This is a genomic window from Nonomuraea sp. NPDC050790 (genome assembly GCF_044456745.1).
Taxonomy (GTDB): Bacteria; Actinomycetota; Actinomycetes; order Streptosporangiales; family Streptosporangiaceae; genus Nonomuraea.
In genome coordinates, this window is sequence record NZ_JBITGF010000003.1 from 140,808 (window position 1) to 157,476 (window position 16,669).

Sequence of the window (16,669 nt, forward strand, 5' to 3'; positions counted from 1 at the left end):
GCAGTGAACGAGACCACCGCGGCCGCTCCGTCGCCGCTCTCCCGCGTCATGAACGTGCTGCAGCGGTTAGGCCGCTCCCTCATGCTCCCGATCGCCGCGCTGCCCGCGGCCGGGTTGCTGATGCGCTTCGGCCAGCCCGACATGCTCGGCTCCAACGGCGCCGCGCCGGGCGGCCTGGCCGACGTCGCGGGATTCGCCTGGATGAGCAGCGTCGCCGCGGTCATCGACGCCGCGGGCTCCGCCCTGTTCGAGAACCTCCCGCTGATCTTCGCCGTCGGCGTCGCCATCGGCTTCGCCCGCAGGTCCGACGGCAGCACCGCGCTCGCCGCCGTCGTCGGCTACCTGGTCTTCGACCGCGTCACCAAGGTCATGTTCTTCGGCTCCGGCATCCGCGACACCGTGCTGATCAGGGAGGCCACGCCCGAAGGCGTCAAGGAGATCATCGACTACGGCCTGCAGAACCCCACCAAGGTCCTCGGCGGCATCATGATGGGCCTGGTCGCGGCCCTGCTCTGGCAACGCTTCTACCGCATCAAACTGCCCTCGTGGCTGGCCTTCTTCGGCGGGCGGCGGTTCGTGCCGATCATCACCTCCATCGTCGCCCTCCTGCTCGGCGTCGTCGTCGGCTGGGCCTGGCCGCTGCTCGGCGAATGGATCTCCCACGCGGGCGAGGGTCTCGCCAACCTCGGCCCGCTCGGCGCGGGCATCTACGGCCTCGTCAACCGGCTGCTCATCCCCCTCGGCCTGCACCACTTCGTCAACTCCATCGTCTGGTACGTCGTGCCGCAGTGCGAGGTCGGCGGCCGGGTCTACAGCGGCGACTGGAACTGCTACTTCGCCGGCGACCCGAACGCCGGGGAGTTCATGGCCGGGTTCTTCCCGGTGATGATGTTCGCGCTGCCCGCCGCGGCGCTGGCCATGTGGCGCGCGGCCCCCAAACACCGGCGCGCGACCGTGGGCGGCATCATGCTCTCGGCCGCCCTCGCCTCCTTCGTCACCGGCGTCACCGAGCCGATCGAGTTCGCCTTCATCTTCGTGGCGCCGCTGCTGCTGGTCGTGCACGCCCTTCTGACCGGGGCGGCGATGGCGCTGACCGCGCTGATCGGTGGCCAGTTGGGCTTCGGCTTCTCGGCCGGGCTGCTGGACATGCTGCTCAACATCGGCAAGTCCAACACCCAGAACGTGGTCGGGATCCTGGTGCTGGGGGTGGTGTACGGCGTCGTCTACTACGTCGTCTTCACGTTCCTGATCCGGCGCTTCAACTTCATGACACCGGGCCGCGAACCAGAACCCGACCTGGACTCCGGCGAAACCACCCCAACCCCCCGAACCCACGACCCCTAACCCCCACGCAACCCACCGCACCAGCGCCACGGGCCTCCCTTGGCCTTGGCCTCCGCTGCCCCACCCCCACCAGCGCGTAGCCCGCCCGCCCTCGCGTTGTCCACCTGATGGGGCCACCCTGGGCCCGCGCAACCCCACCCCACCAGCGCGTCGCCTGTCGGGCGCTCCAGCCAGTCCCTGACCCCGCCCCCACGCGGGCCGCCACACCCCGCGTGTCTTCCAATGCAGGCCCTTCTCCCTGGGGTTGCCCGGAGTGGTCCGCCCCGGCAACCCCGGCTGTGGAGGGCCGCTTGGGGTGGTTCGGTCCTGGTTTTGGGGTGCGTGCGCGTGGTAGGAATCCTCCATCCCCCGGCTGATCTTCCGGGGGGAACCATGAGCACCACGAGCGCCGAGGCCGGCACGTCCTTCTGGGGCTCCGCCTTCGCCGTCCTGCAGCGCATCGGCCGTTCCCTCATGCTGCCCATCGCCGTCCTTCCGGCCGCCGGCCTCCTGCTCAGGTTCGGACAGGACGACCTGCTGGGCCGTACCGACAACGCCTTCCTTGACCGGGTGGCCGCGATCTTCGCGGCGGCCGGCGGGGCGCTGTTCGACAACCTGCCGCTGCTGTTCGCGCTGGGCGTGGCGATCGGGTTCGCGAAGAAGGCGGATGGATCGACGGCTCTGGCGGCTTTGGTGGGGTATCTGGTGTTCGACCAGGTGACGCGGCGGATGTTCTTCGAGTCGAGCGCGCCGGCCGTACACGACAAGGTCACGCAGACCCTCGCGGACGGCACAAGGGTCATCAACCAGGCGGCCTCCGCGCAACCCACGGGGGTGCTCGGCGGCATCCTGATCGGGCTCGTGGCCGCCGTCCTATGGCAGCGCTACTACCGGATCAAGCTCCCCACCTGGCTGGCCTTCTTCGGCGGCAGGCGGTTCGTCCCCATCGTGACGGCCGTGGCCGCTCTGGCGCTCGGTGTCGTCATCGGCCTGATCTGGCCGCCGATCGGCCAGGCCCTCACCTCCTTCGGCGACTGGCTGGCCACCAACTCCGCCCTCGGCGCCGGTGTGTACGGCGTGGCCAACCGCTTCCTCATCCCCCTCGGCCTGCACCACTTCATCAACTCGATCGTCTGGACCGTCATCCCGGAGTGCACGGTCAACGGCGTCCACGCGGCCGGCGACCTCAAGTGCTACGCCATCGGCCAGCAGGGCGCGGGCATCTTCATGACCGGCTTCTTCCCGGTGCTGATGTTCGGCATCCCCGGCGCGGCCCTGGCCATCTGGCGCGCGGCGCCCAAGCACCGGCGGGCCGCGGTGGGCAGCATCATGGTCGGCGGCGCGCTGACGGCGTTCGTGACGGGCATCACCGAGCCGGTCGAGTTCGCGTTCATCTTCGTGGCGCCGCTGCTGTTCGTCGCCCACGCGTTGCTGACCGGGGCGTCGATGGCGCTGATGGCCGCGCTGGACACGCGGCTCGGCTTCAACTTCTCGGCGGGACTGTTCGACATGCTCCTGAACGCCAGCAAGTCGAACACGTGGGGCCTCGGCCTGATCATCCTGATCGGACTGGCCTATTTCGCGCTGTATTACGTCTTGTTCTCGTTCCTGATCCGGCGCCTGAACATCCCCACCCCCGGCCGCGAGCCGGAGGACACGCCCAGTCCGGCGGATTCCACCGCGGCCTGACCGCGGGTTTCACGGCGTCCGAAAGGATTTCGCGCCGGTCGCAAGCCCGCGCCGCCCGTCCCTAACACGATCATGCGCGGCAAACCTGGAGCCCCAACCAGAGATGATCTTTTTCGCCATTCTCCGCATACCGGCGGTCCCGGCGAGAAAGTCCGGTGCCGGAGTATCTGACGGCGTGGCCGAAAACTCCTTCTTACGACTCCGATCCGACCCCCTGAAGGAGCCCCGTGTCCCCAGAAATCGGAATCCTCCCGCTGCCCGAGCCGCCCTACGACGGCGACCGGCCCCGCGTCGACGGCTCGCTGGCCCTGAAGCCGTTCATCTGGGGCCCGTCGGGAGCGCAGCCGGACGAGCGGCGGCTGCGGCTGTTCGGGCAGGCGCTGGCCGAGGTGCTGTCCGGGCGGCGACCGGCCGAGAACCTCGCCGACCGGTTCACCGACCGGGCCTACCACGAACTGCTCCATGCTGGGCGCATGCTGGAGACCGAACGGCCGCCGTTCGTCGGGGTGCCGCACGTCAACGAGCCGAGGGACGGGGCGATCGAGATGTGCCTGCTGGTGCACGGCGGCGACCGCAGCCGCGTGCTGGCCGTGCGCCTGGAGCGCCGGGGAGTCCAGTGGGTGTGCACCGACTTCGAGACCGCCTGACACGCGGCAGCCGTACCGGAAAATCGCCTTGAGACCGCTGTACGCGCGAAAGGCCGTACCCGCGAATGTACGCGCGAAAGGCCGTACCCGCGAAAAAGGTCCCCCGCACCCGGCGGGGGACCTTTCGCAGTGCTCGGCTAGGCGGCGGTGTTCTTGGGGTCGCCGTGGCAGCGCTTGAACTTCTTGCCCGAGCCGCACGGGCACGGCGCGTTGCGCTCGACGTTGCCGTAGGCGGCGCGCTCGGCGGCGGTCGTGCGGACCTTGGTGTGCTCGACCTCGCCCTGCTCACCGGGCGCGGAGTACTCCAGCTCGGCGGGACGCTCGGGGCCGCGCAGGCCGCGCGCGATGATCGAGCGGGTCTCGGCCATCATCGTGTCCTCCTCCTCGACGATCGGGTTCTCCTGAACCTCGACCTCGATGTTGAAGAGGAAGCCGACCGAGTCCTCCTTGATGCCCTCAAGCATCCCGGAGAACATCTCGAAGCCCTCGCGCTGGTACTCGATCTGCGGGTCCTTCTGCGCGTAGGCCCGCATGCCGATGCCCTCGCGCAGGTAGTCCATCTCGTAGAGGTGCTCGCGCCACTTGCGGTCGAGGACCGACAGGATGACGCGGCGCTCGAACTCGCGGGTCGCCTCGGGGCCGAGCTCCTCCTCGCGCCGGTCGTACGCCTTGAGCGCGTCCTCCTTGACCTTCGCGGTGATCAGCTCGGCGGTCAGCTCCTCACGGCCGCCGGCCTCCTCGACCAGGTCCTCCAGCTTGATCGAGACCGGGTAGAGCTCGCCGAACGCCTTCCACAGCTTGTCGAGGTCCCACTCCTCGGCGAAGCCCTCCGCGGTGGCGCCGGCCACGTAGCCCTCGACCACGTCGCCGATGAAGCCGCGCACCTGCTCGTGCAGGTCGGCGCCTTCGAGGACGCGGTGGCGCTCGGCGTAGATGACCTTGCGCTGGCGGTTCATGACCTCGTCGTACTTCAGAACTTCCTTGCGGATCTCGAAGTTCTGCTGCTCGACCTGGTGCTGGGCGGAGGCGATGGCCTTGGAGACGATGCCGGACTCGATCGGCTGGTCGTCCGGGATGTTGAGCCTGGTCATGATCATCTCGACCCTGGCCGAGTTGAACAGGCGCATCAGGTCGTCGCCGAGCGAGAGGTAGAAACGGGACTCGCCCGGGTCGCCCTGGCGGCCGGCGCGACCGCGCAACTGGTTGTCGATGCGGCGCGACTCGTGGCGCTCGGTGCCCAGGACGTACAGGCCGCCCAGCTCGGTCACCTCGTCGTGCTCCGCCTGCACCGCGCTCTTGGTCTTCTCCAGCGCCTCCGGCCAGGCCTTCTCGTACTCCTCCGGAGTGTCGACCGGGTCGAGGCCCTTGGCGCGCAGGTCGAGGTCGGCACGGAACTCGACGTTGCCGCCGAGCATGATGTCGGTGCCTCGTCCGGCCATGTTGGTCGCGACGGTGACGGCGCCCTTGCGGCCCGCCTCGGCCACGATCGCGGCCTCGCGCGCGTGGTTCTTCGCGTTGAGCACCTCATGCTGTACGCCGCGCCGCTTGAGCGCCTTCGACAGCCTCTCGGACTTCTCCACCGAAGTGGTGCCGATCAGGACCGGCTGACCGGCCCTGTTGCGCTCGACGATGTCCTCGACCACGGCGGCGAACTTGGCGTCCTCGGTCTTGTAGACCACGTCCGCCTGGTCCTTGCGGATCATCGGGCGGTTGGTCGGGATCGGGACCACGCCGAGCTTGTAGGTCTGGTGGAACTCGTTGGCCTCGGTGACGGCGGTGCCGGTCATGCCGGACAGCTTCTCGTAGAGGCGGAAGTAGTTCTGGAGGGTGACGGTGGCGAGCGTCTGGTTCTCGTCCTTGACCTTCACGCTCTCCTTGGCCTCGATGGCCTGGTGCATGCCCTCGTTGTAGCGCCGGCCGTGCAGGATGCGGCCGGTGAACTCGTCGACGATGAGCACCTCGCCGTCGGCGACGATGTAGTCCTTGTCCTTCTTGAACAGTTCCTTCGCCTTCAGGGCGTTGTTCAGGAAGCCGACCAGGTGGGTGTGCTCGGGCTTGTACAGGTTGTCGATGCCGAGCCAGTCCTCGACCTTGGCGACGCCGTCCTCGAGGATGCCGACGGTGCGCTTCTTCTCGTCGACGATGTAGTCGCCGGTGCTCTCCTCGCCCGGGTTCTTGGCCTCGACGCCGCGGCGGAGCCTGGGAACGATCTTGGCGAACTCGGCGTACCACTTGCCGGACTGCTCGCCGGGGCCGGAGATGATCAGCGGCGTACGGGCCTCGTCGATGAGGATGGAGTCGACCTCGTCGACGATGGCGAAGTTGTGGCCGCGCTGCACGCACTCGTCCAGCGACCACGCCATGTTGTCGCGCAGGTAGTCGAAGCCGAACTCGTTGTTGGTGCCGTAGGTGATGTCCGCCTCGTACTGCTTGCGCCGCTCGTCGGGCTGCTGGCCGGACAGGATCATCCCGACCTCGAGGCCGAGGAAGCGGTAGATGCGGCCCATGTTCTCGGCGCCGACGCGTACCAGGTAGTCGTTCACGGTGATGACGTGGACGCCCTTGCCGGCGAGCGCGTTCAGGTAGGCCGGGAGCGTACAGGTGAGGGTCTTGCCCTCACCGGTCTTCATCTCCGCGATGTTGCCCATGTGGAGCGCGGCCCCACCCATGATCTGCACGTCGAAGTGCCGCTGGCCGAGCACGCGCCTGGCGCCCTCGCGCACGGTCGCGAACGCTTCGGGAAGCAGATCGTCAAGGGACTCGCCGTCGGCGTAGCGCTGTTTGTACTCGTCCGTGAGCGCGCGCAGTTCCGCGTCGGACATACTCCTGAAGTCGTCCTCGATGGAGTTGACCTGATCGGCGATGCGCTTCAGCTTGCGGAGGGTCTTGCCTTCGCCGGCACGTAGGATCTTGTCGAGAATGGCTGCCACTTTATGTAAAGCTCCTCGCAGGTCTACCCCGGCGGCGCCGCCAGGAGGAGAGGCCGAGACAAACTTCCCCGTTGCCATCGTAGGCGGTCTCGCTACCAGACACAGCCAATGCGACGGGCCACCCGCATCCCCCTTCTGGGAGAATGGTGTTTCGGCAGAGCGTATGCCGAAGTAGACCGATCTCGCACCAATGACTGGCTGGCGGGAGAACATAGGAAGGACAAGGCCATGTCAGGCGGACAAAACCTAGGCAATCACGCCGGCCGCGCGTCGTCTTGGCTCGCTGTGACGGTCGCCCTCGCGGGCTTCGTCGTCGCCGGGATCGGCATGCCCCTGGAGAGCTGGCTGATGATCTGGATCGGCATCGGCCTCGTCGTCGTGGGCGCCATCCTCGCGCTCGTGTTCGACATCATGTCGGACGTCGTCATCGACGCGCCGCGGGTCGGCATGCGAGCAGAACACCACCGCTAGGACCTCCACGACGGCGGGCACCCGGGCGGTGCCCGCCGTTCTGTCGGTACCCCCCGTTACCATTCCCGACATGCTCCTGACCGCCGACGACGCCCGCCGCATCATCCTGCGCGCCCAGGGCCTGCTGGGCTCGGACGGACGCAAGGGCGGCCCGCACGCCGTGCTGCGCAGGCTCGGCGCCGTGCAGCTCGACACCGTCTCGGTGCTGGCCCGCTCCCACGAACTGGTCGCCTACGCCCGGCTGGGCCCGGTCGGCAGGCAGAAGGTCGAGCGCGCCTACTGGCACGACCCCGCCCAGAGCTTCGAGTACTGGTGCCACGCCGCCTGCATCCTGCCCATCGAGCACTGGCCGCTCTACTCCTTCCGCCGCCGCGCGTACCGCGAGCGCCGCTTCCGCTGGCACCAGGTCCCCGACGGCGTGGACAAACTCCTCGACCAGGTACGGCAGAGCGGCCCCATCACCACCGCCGACGTCGGCGGCGCCAAGAACGGCGGCCCCTGGTGGGACTGGTCCGACTCCAAGGTCGGCCTGGAGTGGCTGCTCGACATCGGCGAACTCGTCTGCACCCGCCGCGTGGGCTGGCGGCGCGTCTACGACCTGGCCGAACGTGCCGTCCCCGCCGACCTGCTGGCCCAGGACCTCACCGACGAGCAGTGCGTCGTACGGCTGGCCGGTGTGGCGGGCCGTTCCCTGGGCGTGGCCACCACCACCGACCTCGTCGACTTCCTGCGCGTGCGCAACCACCACCGCTCGATCCTGGAGGAGTCCCTGGCCTCCGGCGCGGCCGGGCTGTTGCCGGTGGAGGTCGCCGGTTGGGGCCAGAAGGGCAAGCCCGCCAAGGCGTGGGCCGACCCGGTCGCCCTGGAATCCGCCCCGCGCGGCCGCCACCGCGCCACGCTGGTCTCCCCGTTCGACTCGCTCATCTGGCACCGGGGTCGCACGTCACGCGTGTTCGGCTTCGACTACACGCTGGAGCTGTACGTCCCCAAGCACAAGCGCGTCCACGGCTACTTCACCATGCCGATCCTGGCCGGAGGCAGACTCATCGGCCGCGTGGACCCGGGCCGAGAGGGCACCACCTTCGTGGCCCGCCAGATCAGCCTGGAGCCCGGCCTGTCGGTGGCCAAGTGGGGCGACCAGGTCCGCGATGCGCTGTGGGAGGCGGCATCGTGGGTCGGCTGCGACACCATCCGAGTAGACCGCGCCGACCCCTCCCTAACCACCTACCTAACCCTCACCCCAACCCCTCCACCCGACCACACCCTCTAACCCCTCCCCCTCCGCCCAACCACACCCCTAACCCGACCACCCCGCTTGCCCTCCCACTGAACCCGAGCGCCAACCCAGTCCCGCGGACGGCACCCACTCCGAGGCCCACCCCTCCGACCCCGAAGCCCACCGCTCGGGACCCGGGGCACCCCGTTTGCCCTGGCCCCCTGCCTGCCCGTGGCGTCAGGCTCCCTGCTCGGGCACCCGGGTTACCCAGACACCTGCGTGCCGCAGGGCGCCACGCGTCCCTTCCGGGACACTCGTGTGCCCAACCCTTCGCACGGGGTGGTGGAGAGCGTGACGCCAGGGGCGGGACGAAGGCGAAACCGCGAGGCAGGCGGAGGCCAGAGCGGGGGCGCAGCGGCGAACCGTGAGGCGGGCGTGGACCGGCGGCGAGGGCCGAGCTTCCAAGCACGCGACTGGGGGTTCGCGGGCCTGCGGGCGGACGCGACTGAGGGACCGCGGCATTCCCGGGGAAGGAACGCGGGCACAGGGAAGGGGTCGCAGGCGTGGCGCCCAGGGAGCAGCGACTAGGGCTCGCGTGCCTGGACCCAGGAGGTGAGGAGGGCCCGCCACTTAGGGGTTCGCGGGCCTGCGGCCCAGCGGGCGACGCGACTGAGGGACCGGGCAGGCTTGGGGCAGGAACGCGGGCACACGGAAGGGGTCGCAGGCCGGGGAAGGCGCGCGGGTGAGGACCGCAAGGGTAAGGGCCGGGGAGGGGCACGGCGGGTGAGGGGATCGCGGTCCTGGTGGGGCGATCCCCTGGGGTGGTGGCTTGGGAGGGCGGGGCGGGTCAGGTTATTTCGAGCATGCGCTCGCGGACCGCGTAGACCACGGCCTCCATGCGTGAGTGCAGTTGCAGCTTGTCCAGGATGTTGCGGACGTGGTTCTTCACCGTGTTCTCGGAGATGAAGAGCTGCTTGGCGATCTCCCGGTTGTTCATGCCCTTGGCCACCAGGCGTAGCACCTCCATCTCGCGCTCGGTCAGGCGCGGGACGGGGAGCTGGGGTGGGCGTTCGGCCTCCTTGCGGCTCATGTTGGCGAACTCGGTGATGAGCTTGGCGGCCATGGCGGGGTTGATGAGGGACTGGCCCTCGTACACCCCGCGCACGGCGTCGGGCACGTCGTTGATCTGGACGTCCTTCAGCAGGTAGCCGGTGGCTCCGGCCTTGATGGCCTCGAAGAGGTCCTCTTCCTCGTCGCTCACGGTCAGCATGATGATGCGCGTGCTCGGGACCGAGGCCTTGATGCCCTTGGTGGCCTCGATCCCGTCCTGGCGCGGCATCCGCACGTCCATGAGCGCGACGTCGGGCATGAGGCGGTCGGCCATCTCGACCGCCTCCTGACCGTCGCTCGCCTCTCCGACCACCTCGATGTCGGCCTCAGCGGCCAGTGCCAGCGCGAGACTGCGCCTGATCAGCTCGTGATCGTCCACGATCAGCACGCGGATGGGCTCGTCTCGCTCCGGCGTGGGGGTCTCGCCGCTGTCAGTCACGGAGCCCCCTCAGCCGCTCGTCGGCCGAGTGTCCTCGCCTGCCCCGCATGGTCACGGAGCCTCCTTCGGCTCCGCGACCGCCGCCTGCGGCCTGATCCGTCCGTGACCGGCGCCGCGCGGGATGTCACGCACGGCGCCGCTGTCCTTGATCCGCTCGATCACACGGCCTCCCTGATCGGCCGCGCGACGGTGTGGTCGTCGCTTCGCGTGGGCTCGCCGATGGGAACTCCTCGCCGGAGGGCTTGGAGTTCGCAACCGCGAACGCTTCGCTCGCTCACGTCTCCTCCTCGTGGGGGGCCAGAGCCGTTGAACCGCCAATGATGGCACGGGTGCCGCGGTCCTAGGGTGGTCGAGAAGATCTTCTGGACCGGCGATCAGGGCTCGATGAGCCTCAACACGCCGTAGTTGTAGCCGCGCCGGTTGTACACGACGCTCGGCTGACCGCTCTCCTTGTCACGGAACAGATAGAAGTCGTGGCCGACCAGTTCCATCTCGAGGAGGGCCTGGTCGATGGTCATGGGTTCCGCTTTGTGGCTCTTCTCCCTGACGATGAGCGGCCCGTCGCCGTCCATCTCGATGGGGACGATGTCGTCGTACTGCTTGTCGTCAGGCAGGTTGTCCTCTTCGGGTTCTGCCTGCTCGGGGACCACCTTGGCCTTGCGCGGCGCCGTTTCCGCGACGTCGCCGAGGGGCGCGGTCAGCTCCGCCACCGAGGGGATGGCGTGGTTGCCGTGGTGGACCTTGCGGCGGTCGGCCAGCCTCCTGAGGCGGCCTTCCAGTTTGTCGAGGGCGATGTCGAGGGCGGCGAATCGGTCGTCGGCCGACGCCTCGGCGCGAATCGCCGGGCCTCGGGAGTGAATGGTCAGCTCGACGCGCTCACGCTGGTCGGTGATGCGCGGATTGCGCTCCTTCGACACCTCCACATCGACTCGAATGAGCTTGTTGTCCAGACGCTCGATCCTGGCCAGCTTGGTCGTCACCAAGTCGCGGAACCGGTCACTCACTCCTGTGTGCCGACCCTTGACGATGATGTCCATGCAACAGCCCCCCTTCGTCTAACGACTGAGAAAGAGCACCCGACGACGAGCCTGCCGGGTGGGGTCTTCTGTCTGCCTTTCTGTCACCGTTACCCTCTTCCGACGTTTCATTACCGGGAACTCGGTGTATGGCACCCGCCCGGCCGACCTGGTCTTCGACCCCACATTCGCCTGCTGAGGATTTCGCAGCTCTGCTGCCACTACTGCCCTTCTCTCCTGACGAGGGACATCTGGACCCTCGGGAAGGCAGGACTTACCCCTAAGCCGCACCGTGATCGGTCGACAAAGAGTCGCCTTACGTGGACCGTTTAGCCTGCGGCTGGCATCGGCTAGCAGAGCCGGGAGCCCCGGCCCTGCGCAACCACGGACCCGAACGGGTGCCATGTCAGAACGCTATCCGCATCGGGAAGGAATGTCAGCCGGAGGATCGGTCAAAGGATCACTTTCCGTGATTTTCTCTCGTCTTACATGAGGCGTGGGATGCCCCTTTTGGTGGGGCCGTATCCCTTATGGACGGGCCTCTCTAGAGGGGTGAGCTGCCACGGCGCGTGGACCAGGCAAGGGATATGTGGCCCTGAGGTGAGACTGGCCACAGACCGTCATTCTCACCTAGCGTGACGGTAAAGCGTTGCAAGATCTTCGGCGTGTCGCGGCGAGCGTCACGGCCGCCACCACGTCCCATCCCGCCGCCCGCAGCGCCCGCGCGGCCTCGGCGAGGGTGGCGCCGGTCGTCACGATGTCGTCCACAAGGACCGCAGAGGCCCCTGGAGCGCCTCGCAGCCGATCGGTAACCCTGAGAGACGACCGGAGATTGTCGGCCCGCTCCGTGGCGCTCAGGCCCGCCTGATCGGCAACGCGCCGCGCCTGCGCCAGCCCGGGAACCAGCACCGCCCCCACCCCCACGGCCCGCATCCGGGCAGCGGCCAGCTCCCCCAGCCGCCCCACCGGATCATGCCCACGCCCCCGCACGGCCCGCCCCGCACTCGGCACCGGCACCACCACAACGCCACGATCCCGCCCGAAAGTCCCACCCCACCCACCCGCCAAGAGCCGCCCGGACGGCCCGGCTCGCCCACCCAACGCCGCCAGGGCCGTCAACGCCGTGTACGCCAGCACGTCCCCCAGCGGCACCGCCAGCCCGGTCTGCCCACGCTCCTTGTAGGCCAGGATCGCCTCCCGCAGCGACCCCGAGTAGTCACCCGCCGACCAGCACCGGGGCAGCCCGTCAGGCACCGGAACCGGCATCCGCGAGGCCACCGACCCAACCCACCCGGCCAGGCAGCCGTCACACACCCGCCCCATATGGGCCAGACCGCATCCCAGGCAGACCTGAGGCGCCAGCACGTCGAGCAACGCAGCGAACATGACGGACAGCATGCCGATCGTCACCGACAGTTTTCGGCAAGCCCACTCCGCGGGCCGCACCGCAGACGGGCTCACCCCGTCGAGACACACGACACCGAGCGCAAGCCCACTCCACCGGCCGCACCACAGGCGGGGCTCACCCCAGGGGGAAGATCGGCTCCTGGGAGGCTTCCTTGACCCGGGTGACCCACCCCTGCTGGTCCTTGAAGGCCAGAATCTCCGCCTCGCCACCTGTGGTCTCGTCCAGCGTCCCGGCCAGAATCTGCGGCCCCAGCGCCGCGATCGAGTCGAGCCGCTTGTCGGAGGTCACCGTCGTCGTCTCCCCGTCCCCGACGTCGATCTCCATGAGCGTCTGCCCGGCCTTGCCCGACACCAGCACGAGCAGATGCTCCCCATCCCGCCAGGCGATGTCCTTGACGCTCTCCCCCTGCCGCACGGTGAGCATCGGCTGGAAGTTGCCGAGCATCAGCCCCAGGCTGCCCCCGGTGATGGCCCCCACCCGGACTTCCCTGTCACCCACACCGGCGGCCACCCGCACGCCGTCCCGCGAGATCCGCAGGTCGGTGACGTCCTTGCCGTCGAGGTCGGGCGCGGCCACCCGGGTGGGCGCCGCGCGGTGGTCGCGGCGCAGCACCGCCCCCGTGCTCTTCTCGAACGCCCACAACGACCCGTCGCGATGCCAGGACGGCGCGGTGAGCCGCCCCTCCATGACCCGCGCCCACTTCCCCGCCGGGTTGACCGGCGCGACGTAGATGCCGTCGGCGCCCACCGCCGCGACCTCGTCGCCGTCTTTGGACAGGGCCTGGCCGGTGTAGCCGTTGGGCTTGCCCGCCTCGCCGTTGACCGCGTTGCCCGCGCCGTCGGTGCTGGTGAAGTGCACCGCGCCGCCGGTGGTGTAGTAGGCGGGGCTCTTCATGGACGGGTACCAGGACTGGGCGGCGTCGGCGTTGATCCCCAGGATGTACGGCTCGCCGTTGTGCGTGATGTCGATGGTCGGCGCCGCGGTGACCTTCTCCAGGCTGGCCCGGAGCTGGGCCTTGAAGCCGTCGGTGTCGGCCAGGGCGGGCGCGCCGCTGAGCCCGATGACGACCTTGTCGTCGGTGGCGGTGATGGTGTCCACGGCGACGTTGCCGGTCAGCGCGGTGGCCACGGCGCCGCGCAGCGCGCTGCTGGGCCCCTTGAGCAGCCGCTCGATGATCGTCTCGGCCAGGGTCTCACCCGGCTTGAGCCGCAGGTGGACCGCGTCGGAGACCAGCAGCCCGTCGGGCGCGGGCGCCCCGTTGAGGTAGTAGAGCAGCGTGGGCCGGTAGGCCCGGTCGACGTCGGCGGCCCGCATCACCAGCCCGTTGTCCAGCCCGTCCACGCGCCAGCCGCCCGACTCCTTCTTGAGGATGTACTCGCCGTTGAAGGTCCGCCCGTCGGACACGTACCGGTCGTCGTCCTCGATGCGCGCGATCTGGTTGCCGGTGACCTTGACCAGCCCGTTGCCCTCCTTGACGTCGGCCTCGTCGATCACGGTGATCGGCCCCACCGGCCGCCACGCGTTGCGCGCCTTCTGCGTCATGTACTGCAGCAGCGTCGTCGGGTCGTCGGGATAGGCGGCCATGGCGGCGAGCATCCCCTTGACGACGTCCTGGGGAGTCCAGTCGTTCTCGGGCGGGGAGACGATCAGGCGTACGAACGGCTTGGTCAGGTCCGCGCCCGCGACCTCCTCGGGCGCGGTGGGGCTGCCGACCGGGATGACCGCGCACCCGCACGACAGCACGAACGCCAGCGTGAGCACCGCGGCGAGGATCCGCCTGCTACTCGTCATGGACGTCTCCCGTGGCCGCGGTGAGCACCGGAGTCATGTGCCCGCGCCAGGTGCGCCGCATCTCGACCTCGGGCGGCACCAGCGACAGCGGCGAGCCCTTCAGGTCGGACCCCGCCGCCCTGGGCAGCGTCAGGCGGAACTGCGAGCCGTCGCCGGGCTGTCCCCACGCCTGCAGCCAGCCGCCGTGCAGCGTGGCGTCCTCGCGCGAGATGGCCAGGCCGAGCCCGGTGCCGCCGATGGTCCTGGCCCGTGAGGGGTCGGCCCGCCAGAAGCGGTCGAAGACCATGTTGTCCTCGCCGGGCTTCAGACCAACCCCATGATCACGTACGGCGACCGCCACCGCGTCCCTGTCGCCCCCCACCGACACCACGATCTCCTTGCCCTCGCCGTGCTCGATGGCGTTGAACAGCAGGTTGCGCAGGATCCGCTCGACCCGGCGGCTGTCGATCTCGGCCATGCAGGGCTCGTTGGGCAGCCGCAGCTCGAAGCGGGTGGAGTGACGCTCGGCCAGCGCCTCGGAGTCGGCGATGGCGCGCAGGACGACGTCGCGCACGTCGGTGGAGTCGAGGTCGAGCGTGGCCGCTCCGGCGTCGTAGCGGCTGATCTCCAGCAGGTCGGCCAGCATCGACTCGAAGCGTTCGAGCTGCGCCTGCATGAGCTCGGCCGAGCGCGAGGCCATCGGGTCGAAGTCCTCGCGGGCGTCGTAGAGCAGGTCGGCGGCCATGCGCACGGTGGTCAGCGGGGTGCGCAGCTCGTGCGAGACGTCGGAGACGAACTGCCGCTGGACCTGCGACAGCTCCTCCAACTGGTGGATCTTCAGCGCGAGGTTGGCGGCCATCTCGTTGAAGGAGGTGGCCAGGCGGGCCAGGTCGTCCTCGCCGCGCACCTTGAGCCGTTCGTCGAGCTTGCCCGAGGCCAGGCGTTCGGCGGCCTGGCGGGCCAGCCGTACCGGAGTGACGACCTGACGGGCGACCAGGTAGGCGATGGCGGCAAGCAGGAGCACCAGGCCGACGCCCACGACGACCAGCAACTGGCGCACGGACGTGAGCATCTCCCCTTCCTGCGTGAGCGGGAAGAAGTGGTAGATCTGGTAGTTCTGGAAGCCGGTCCCGTCGGGGACGCTGATGACGACGCCGGTGGCCAGGGTGGGGCGCGACTCGCCCTTCACCGGGATGGTGGTCAGCCACGACTGGGGCGTGTCGAAGCGCTGGCGCTTGACCTCGCGGTCGAGCAGCTCGCGCAGCGGGACCGGGATGTCGGCGGGCTCGACGTTGCCGATGGCGCGGGACCTGCCGGGCTGGTGCGGGTTGAGGACGAGCAGGTCGTAGCGCAGGCGCGGGGCGTTCTCGCTGACGCCGGCGATGGCGTTGAGCACCTGGTCGAGCGGGTCGGGCGGCTGCTTCTTGCCCGCTTCGTCGGCCTTGGCGTCATCCGGCTGCTTCTGGGTGAGCGCGGCCACGATCTGGGTGCGGTCGCTGAGCGCCTCGTTCATCGCCGCGCGGGCGCGTCCGTCGATGACGCTGTCGTTGATCTCCTGGAACAGGAAGGCGCCCAGCACCGCCACGACCGTAATGGAGATCACCAGCGTGCTGGTGACCACCTGGAGCTGGAGGGAGCGGCGCCAGACGCGTCTGACCGTGCCCACCGCGCGCCGGGTCCGCCGCCGTACGCCGCCGAGGATCTGGCGGAGCGTACGGCGGCGGCGACCGGCCTTCTTCGTCGTCGGGGGCATGGCTCGCAGTGGTCCGGCGCTAGGCCGGCCCGGCCTTGTATCCCACGCCGCGCACCGTCACCACGATCTCCGGGTGCTCGGGGTCCTTCTCGATCTTGGCCCGCAGCCGCTGGACGTGCACGTTGACCAGACGGGTGTCGGCCGCGTGCCGGTAGCCCCAGACCTGCTCCAGCAGGACCTCACGGGTGAAGACCTGGCGCGGCTTGCGAGCCAGCGCGACGAGCAGGTCGAACTCCAGCGGGGTGAGGTTGATGGTCTCCTCGCCGCGCTTGACGGAGTGGCCCGCCACGTCGATGGTGATGTCGCCGATCTGCAGGATCTCGGGCGTCGGCTCGTCGGTACGGCGCAGCCGCGCCCGCACCCGAGCCACGAGTTCCTTCGGCTTGAACGGCTTGACGATGTAGTCGTCGGCCCCGGACTCGAGTCCGAGCACGACGTCGATCGTGTCGCTCTTGGCGGTGAGCATCACGATCGGAACCCCCGACTCCGCCCTGATCCTGCGCGCGACGTCGATGCCATCCGCCCCCGGCAGCATCAGGTCGAGCAGAACCAGGTCCGGGCGTGTATCCCGGAACGCGTCGAGGGCCTTGTCGCCGTCGGAGACAAAGGATGGTTCGAAGCCTTCTCCGCGCAACACGATGCCAAGCATCTCGGCGAGAGCGGCGTCGTCGTCGACGACCAGCACGCGACCTTTCATGGCCCCTCATTCGTTCTACGCATTGTGGGACATACCCGCATGGTTGCTGTAGGTTACCCTTGCCCAGCTCATGGGTGTGACTCCAGCACTTCAAAAGCCGAATTTTAGACTTGCAGCGGCGTCCACCTTCTCAGTCTGCGGTAACCAGCCGACTTTCGGCCATCCCTGAAGTTCAGCTCGGGCCGGAAACACCCTGGAAT

12 protein-coding genes are annotated in these 16,669 nt (G+C 69.0%); 5 read left to right on the forward strand and 7 right to left on the reverse strand.

Annotated elements, in window-relative coordinates:
- Positions 1-3: 3 nt before the first annotated feature.
- The 3 genes from ACIBEJ_RS15550 to ACIBEJ_RS15560 all read left to right on the forward strand — a co-directional run bounded on the left by ACIBEJ_RS15550 (position 4) and on the right by ACIBEJ_RS15560 (position 3,659).
- The gene (locus tag ACIBEJ_RS15550; protein ID WP_397183390.1) at positions 4-1,344 is read left to right on the forward strand and encodes a PTS transporter subunit EIIC; all 1,341 of its coding nucleotides are present in this window, start codon (positions 4-6) and stop codon (positions 1,342-1,344) included.
- 372 nt (positions 1,345-1,716) lie between these two features.
- Entirely contained in the window at positions 1,717-3,012 is a 1,296-nt protein-coding gene (locus ACIBEJ_RS15555) for a PTS transporter subunit EIIC (RefSeq protein ID WP_397183391.1), read from the forward strand.
- A 227-nt stretch (positions 3,013-3,239) separates the two neighbouring features.
- Positions 3,240-3,659, forward strand: a complete 420-nt coding sequence (locus ACIBEJ_RS15560) for an Rv3235 family protein (RefSeq protein ID WP_397183392.1) — start codon at positions 3,240-3,242, stop codon at positions 3,657-3,659.
- Positions 3,660-3,796: 137 nt separating this feature from the next.
- Here ACIBEJ_RS15560 and secA read toward each other — a convergent pair whose 3' ends face one another.
- Positions 3,797-6,589 carry a preprotein translocase subunit SecA gene (secA, locus tag ACIBEJ_RS15565; RefSeq protein ID WP_397183394.1) on the reverse strand — a complete coding sequence of 931 codons (2,793 nt, stop codon included), beginning with the start codon at positions 6,587-6,589 and terminating at the stop codon, positions 3,797-3,799.
- Between the two features lie 228 nt (positions 6,590-6,817).
- On the opposite strand from secA, the gene ACIBEJ_RS15570 reads away from it, so the two are divergent.
- Both ACIBEJ_RS15570 and ACIBEJ_RS15575 read left to right on the forward strand, forming a co-directional pair.
- Positions 6,818-7,060: an HGxxPAAW family protein gene (locus ACIBEJ_RS15570; protein WP_397183395.1), complete on the forward strand. Its 243-nt coding sequence runs from the start codon at positions 6,818-6,820 to the stop codon at positions 7,058-7,060.
- 70 nt (positions 7,061-7,130) lie between these two features.
- The gene (locus ACIBEJ_RS15575; RefSeq protein WP_397183396.1) at positions 7,131-8,330 is read left to right on the forward strand and encodes a winged helix-turn-helix domain-containing protein; all 1,200 of its coding nucleotides are present in this window, start codon (positions 7,131-7,133) and stop codon (positions 8,328-8,330) included.
- A gap of 793 nt (positions 8,331-9,123) precedes the next feature.
- On the opposite strand, the gene ACIBEJ_RS15580 is transcribed toward ACIBEJ_RS15575, so the two are convergent.
- From ACIBEJ_RS15580 to mtrA, 6 genes are all read right to left on the reverse strand, one after another.
- The gene (locus tag ACIBEJ_RS15580; RefSeq protein ID WP_397183397.1) at positions 9,124-9,825 is read right to left on the reverse strand and encodes a response regulator; all 702 of its coding nucleotides are present in this window, start codon (positions 9,823-9,825) and stop codon (positions 9,124-9,126) included.
- A 374-nt stretch (positions 9,826-10,199) separates the two neighbouring features.
- Entirely contained in the window at positions 10,200-10,862 is a 663-nt protein-coding gene (gene hpf, locus ACIBEJ_RS15585; protein WP_397183398.1) for a ribosome hibernation-promoting factor, HPF/YfiA family, read from the reverse strand.
- Between the two features lie 609 nt (positions 10,863-11,471).
- Positions 11,472-12,251 carry a ComF family protein gene (locus tag ACIBEJ_RS15590; RefSeq protein WP_397183399.1) on the reverse strand — a complete coding sequence of 260 codons (780 nt, stop codon included), beginning with the start codon at positions 12,249-12,251 and terminating at the stop codon, positions 11,472-11,474.
- A 112-nt stretch (positions 12,252-12,363) separates the two neighbouring features.
- Positions 12,364-14,040, reverse strand: coding sequence for an LpqB family beta-propeller domain-containing protein (locus tag ACIBEJ_RS15595; RefSeq protein WP_397183400.1), 1,677 nt, complete (start codon positions 14,038-14,040; stop codon positions 12,364-12,366).
- Positions 14,030-15,772, reverse strand: coding sequence for an MtrAB system histidine kinase MtrB (gene mtrB, locus ACIBEJ_RS15600; RefSeq protein ID WP_397183401.1), 1,743 nt, complete (start codon positions 15,770-15,772; stop codon positions 14,030-14,032). The genes ACIBEJ_RS15595 and mtrB overlap by 11 nt, the downstream gene beginning before the upstream one ends.
- Positions 15,773-15,791: 19 nt before the next feature.
- Entirely contained in the window at positions 15,792-16,469 is a 678-nt protein-coding gene (gene mtrA, locus ACIBEJ_RS15605; protein ID WP_043620615.1) for an MtrAB system response regulator MtrA, read from the reverse strand.
- Between the last annotated feature and the right edge of the window lie 200 nt (positions 16,470-16,669).

Excerpts from the sequence above, each read along its gene's own strand:
- ACIBEJ_RS15555 (WP_397183391.1), top strand. The coding sequence starts at position 1,717 with ATGAGCACCACGAGCGCCGAGGCCGGCACGTCCTTCTGGGGCTCCGCC.
- ACIBEJ_RS15570 (WP_397183395.1), top strand. The coding sequence starts at position 6,818 with ATGTCAGGCGGACAAAACCTAGGCAATCACGCCGGCCGCGCGTCGTCT.
- ACIBEJ_RS15575 (WP_397183396.1), top strand. The coding sequence starts at position 7,131 with ATGCTCCTGACCGCCGACGACGCCCGCCGCATCATCCTGCGCGCCCAG.
- hpf (WP_397183398.1), bottom strand. The coding sequence starts at position 10,862 with ATGGACATCATCGTCAAGGGTCGGCACACAGGAGTGAGTGACCGGTTC.
- ACIBEJ_RS15595 (WP_397183400.1), bottom strand. The coding sequence starts at position 14,040 with ATGACGAGTAGCAGGCGGATCCTCGCCGCGGTGCTCACGCTGGCGTTC.
- mtrB (WP_397183401.1), bottom strand. The coding sequence starts at position 15,772 with ATGCCCCCGACGACGAAGAAGGCCGGTCGCCGCCGCCGTACGCTCCGC.
- mtrA (WP_043620615.1), bottom strand. The coding sequence starts at position 16,469 with ATGAAAGGTCGCGTGCTGGTCGTCGACGACGACGCCGCTCTCGCCGAG.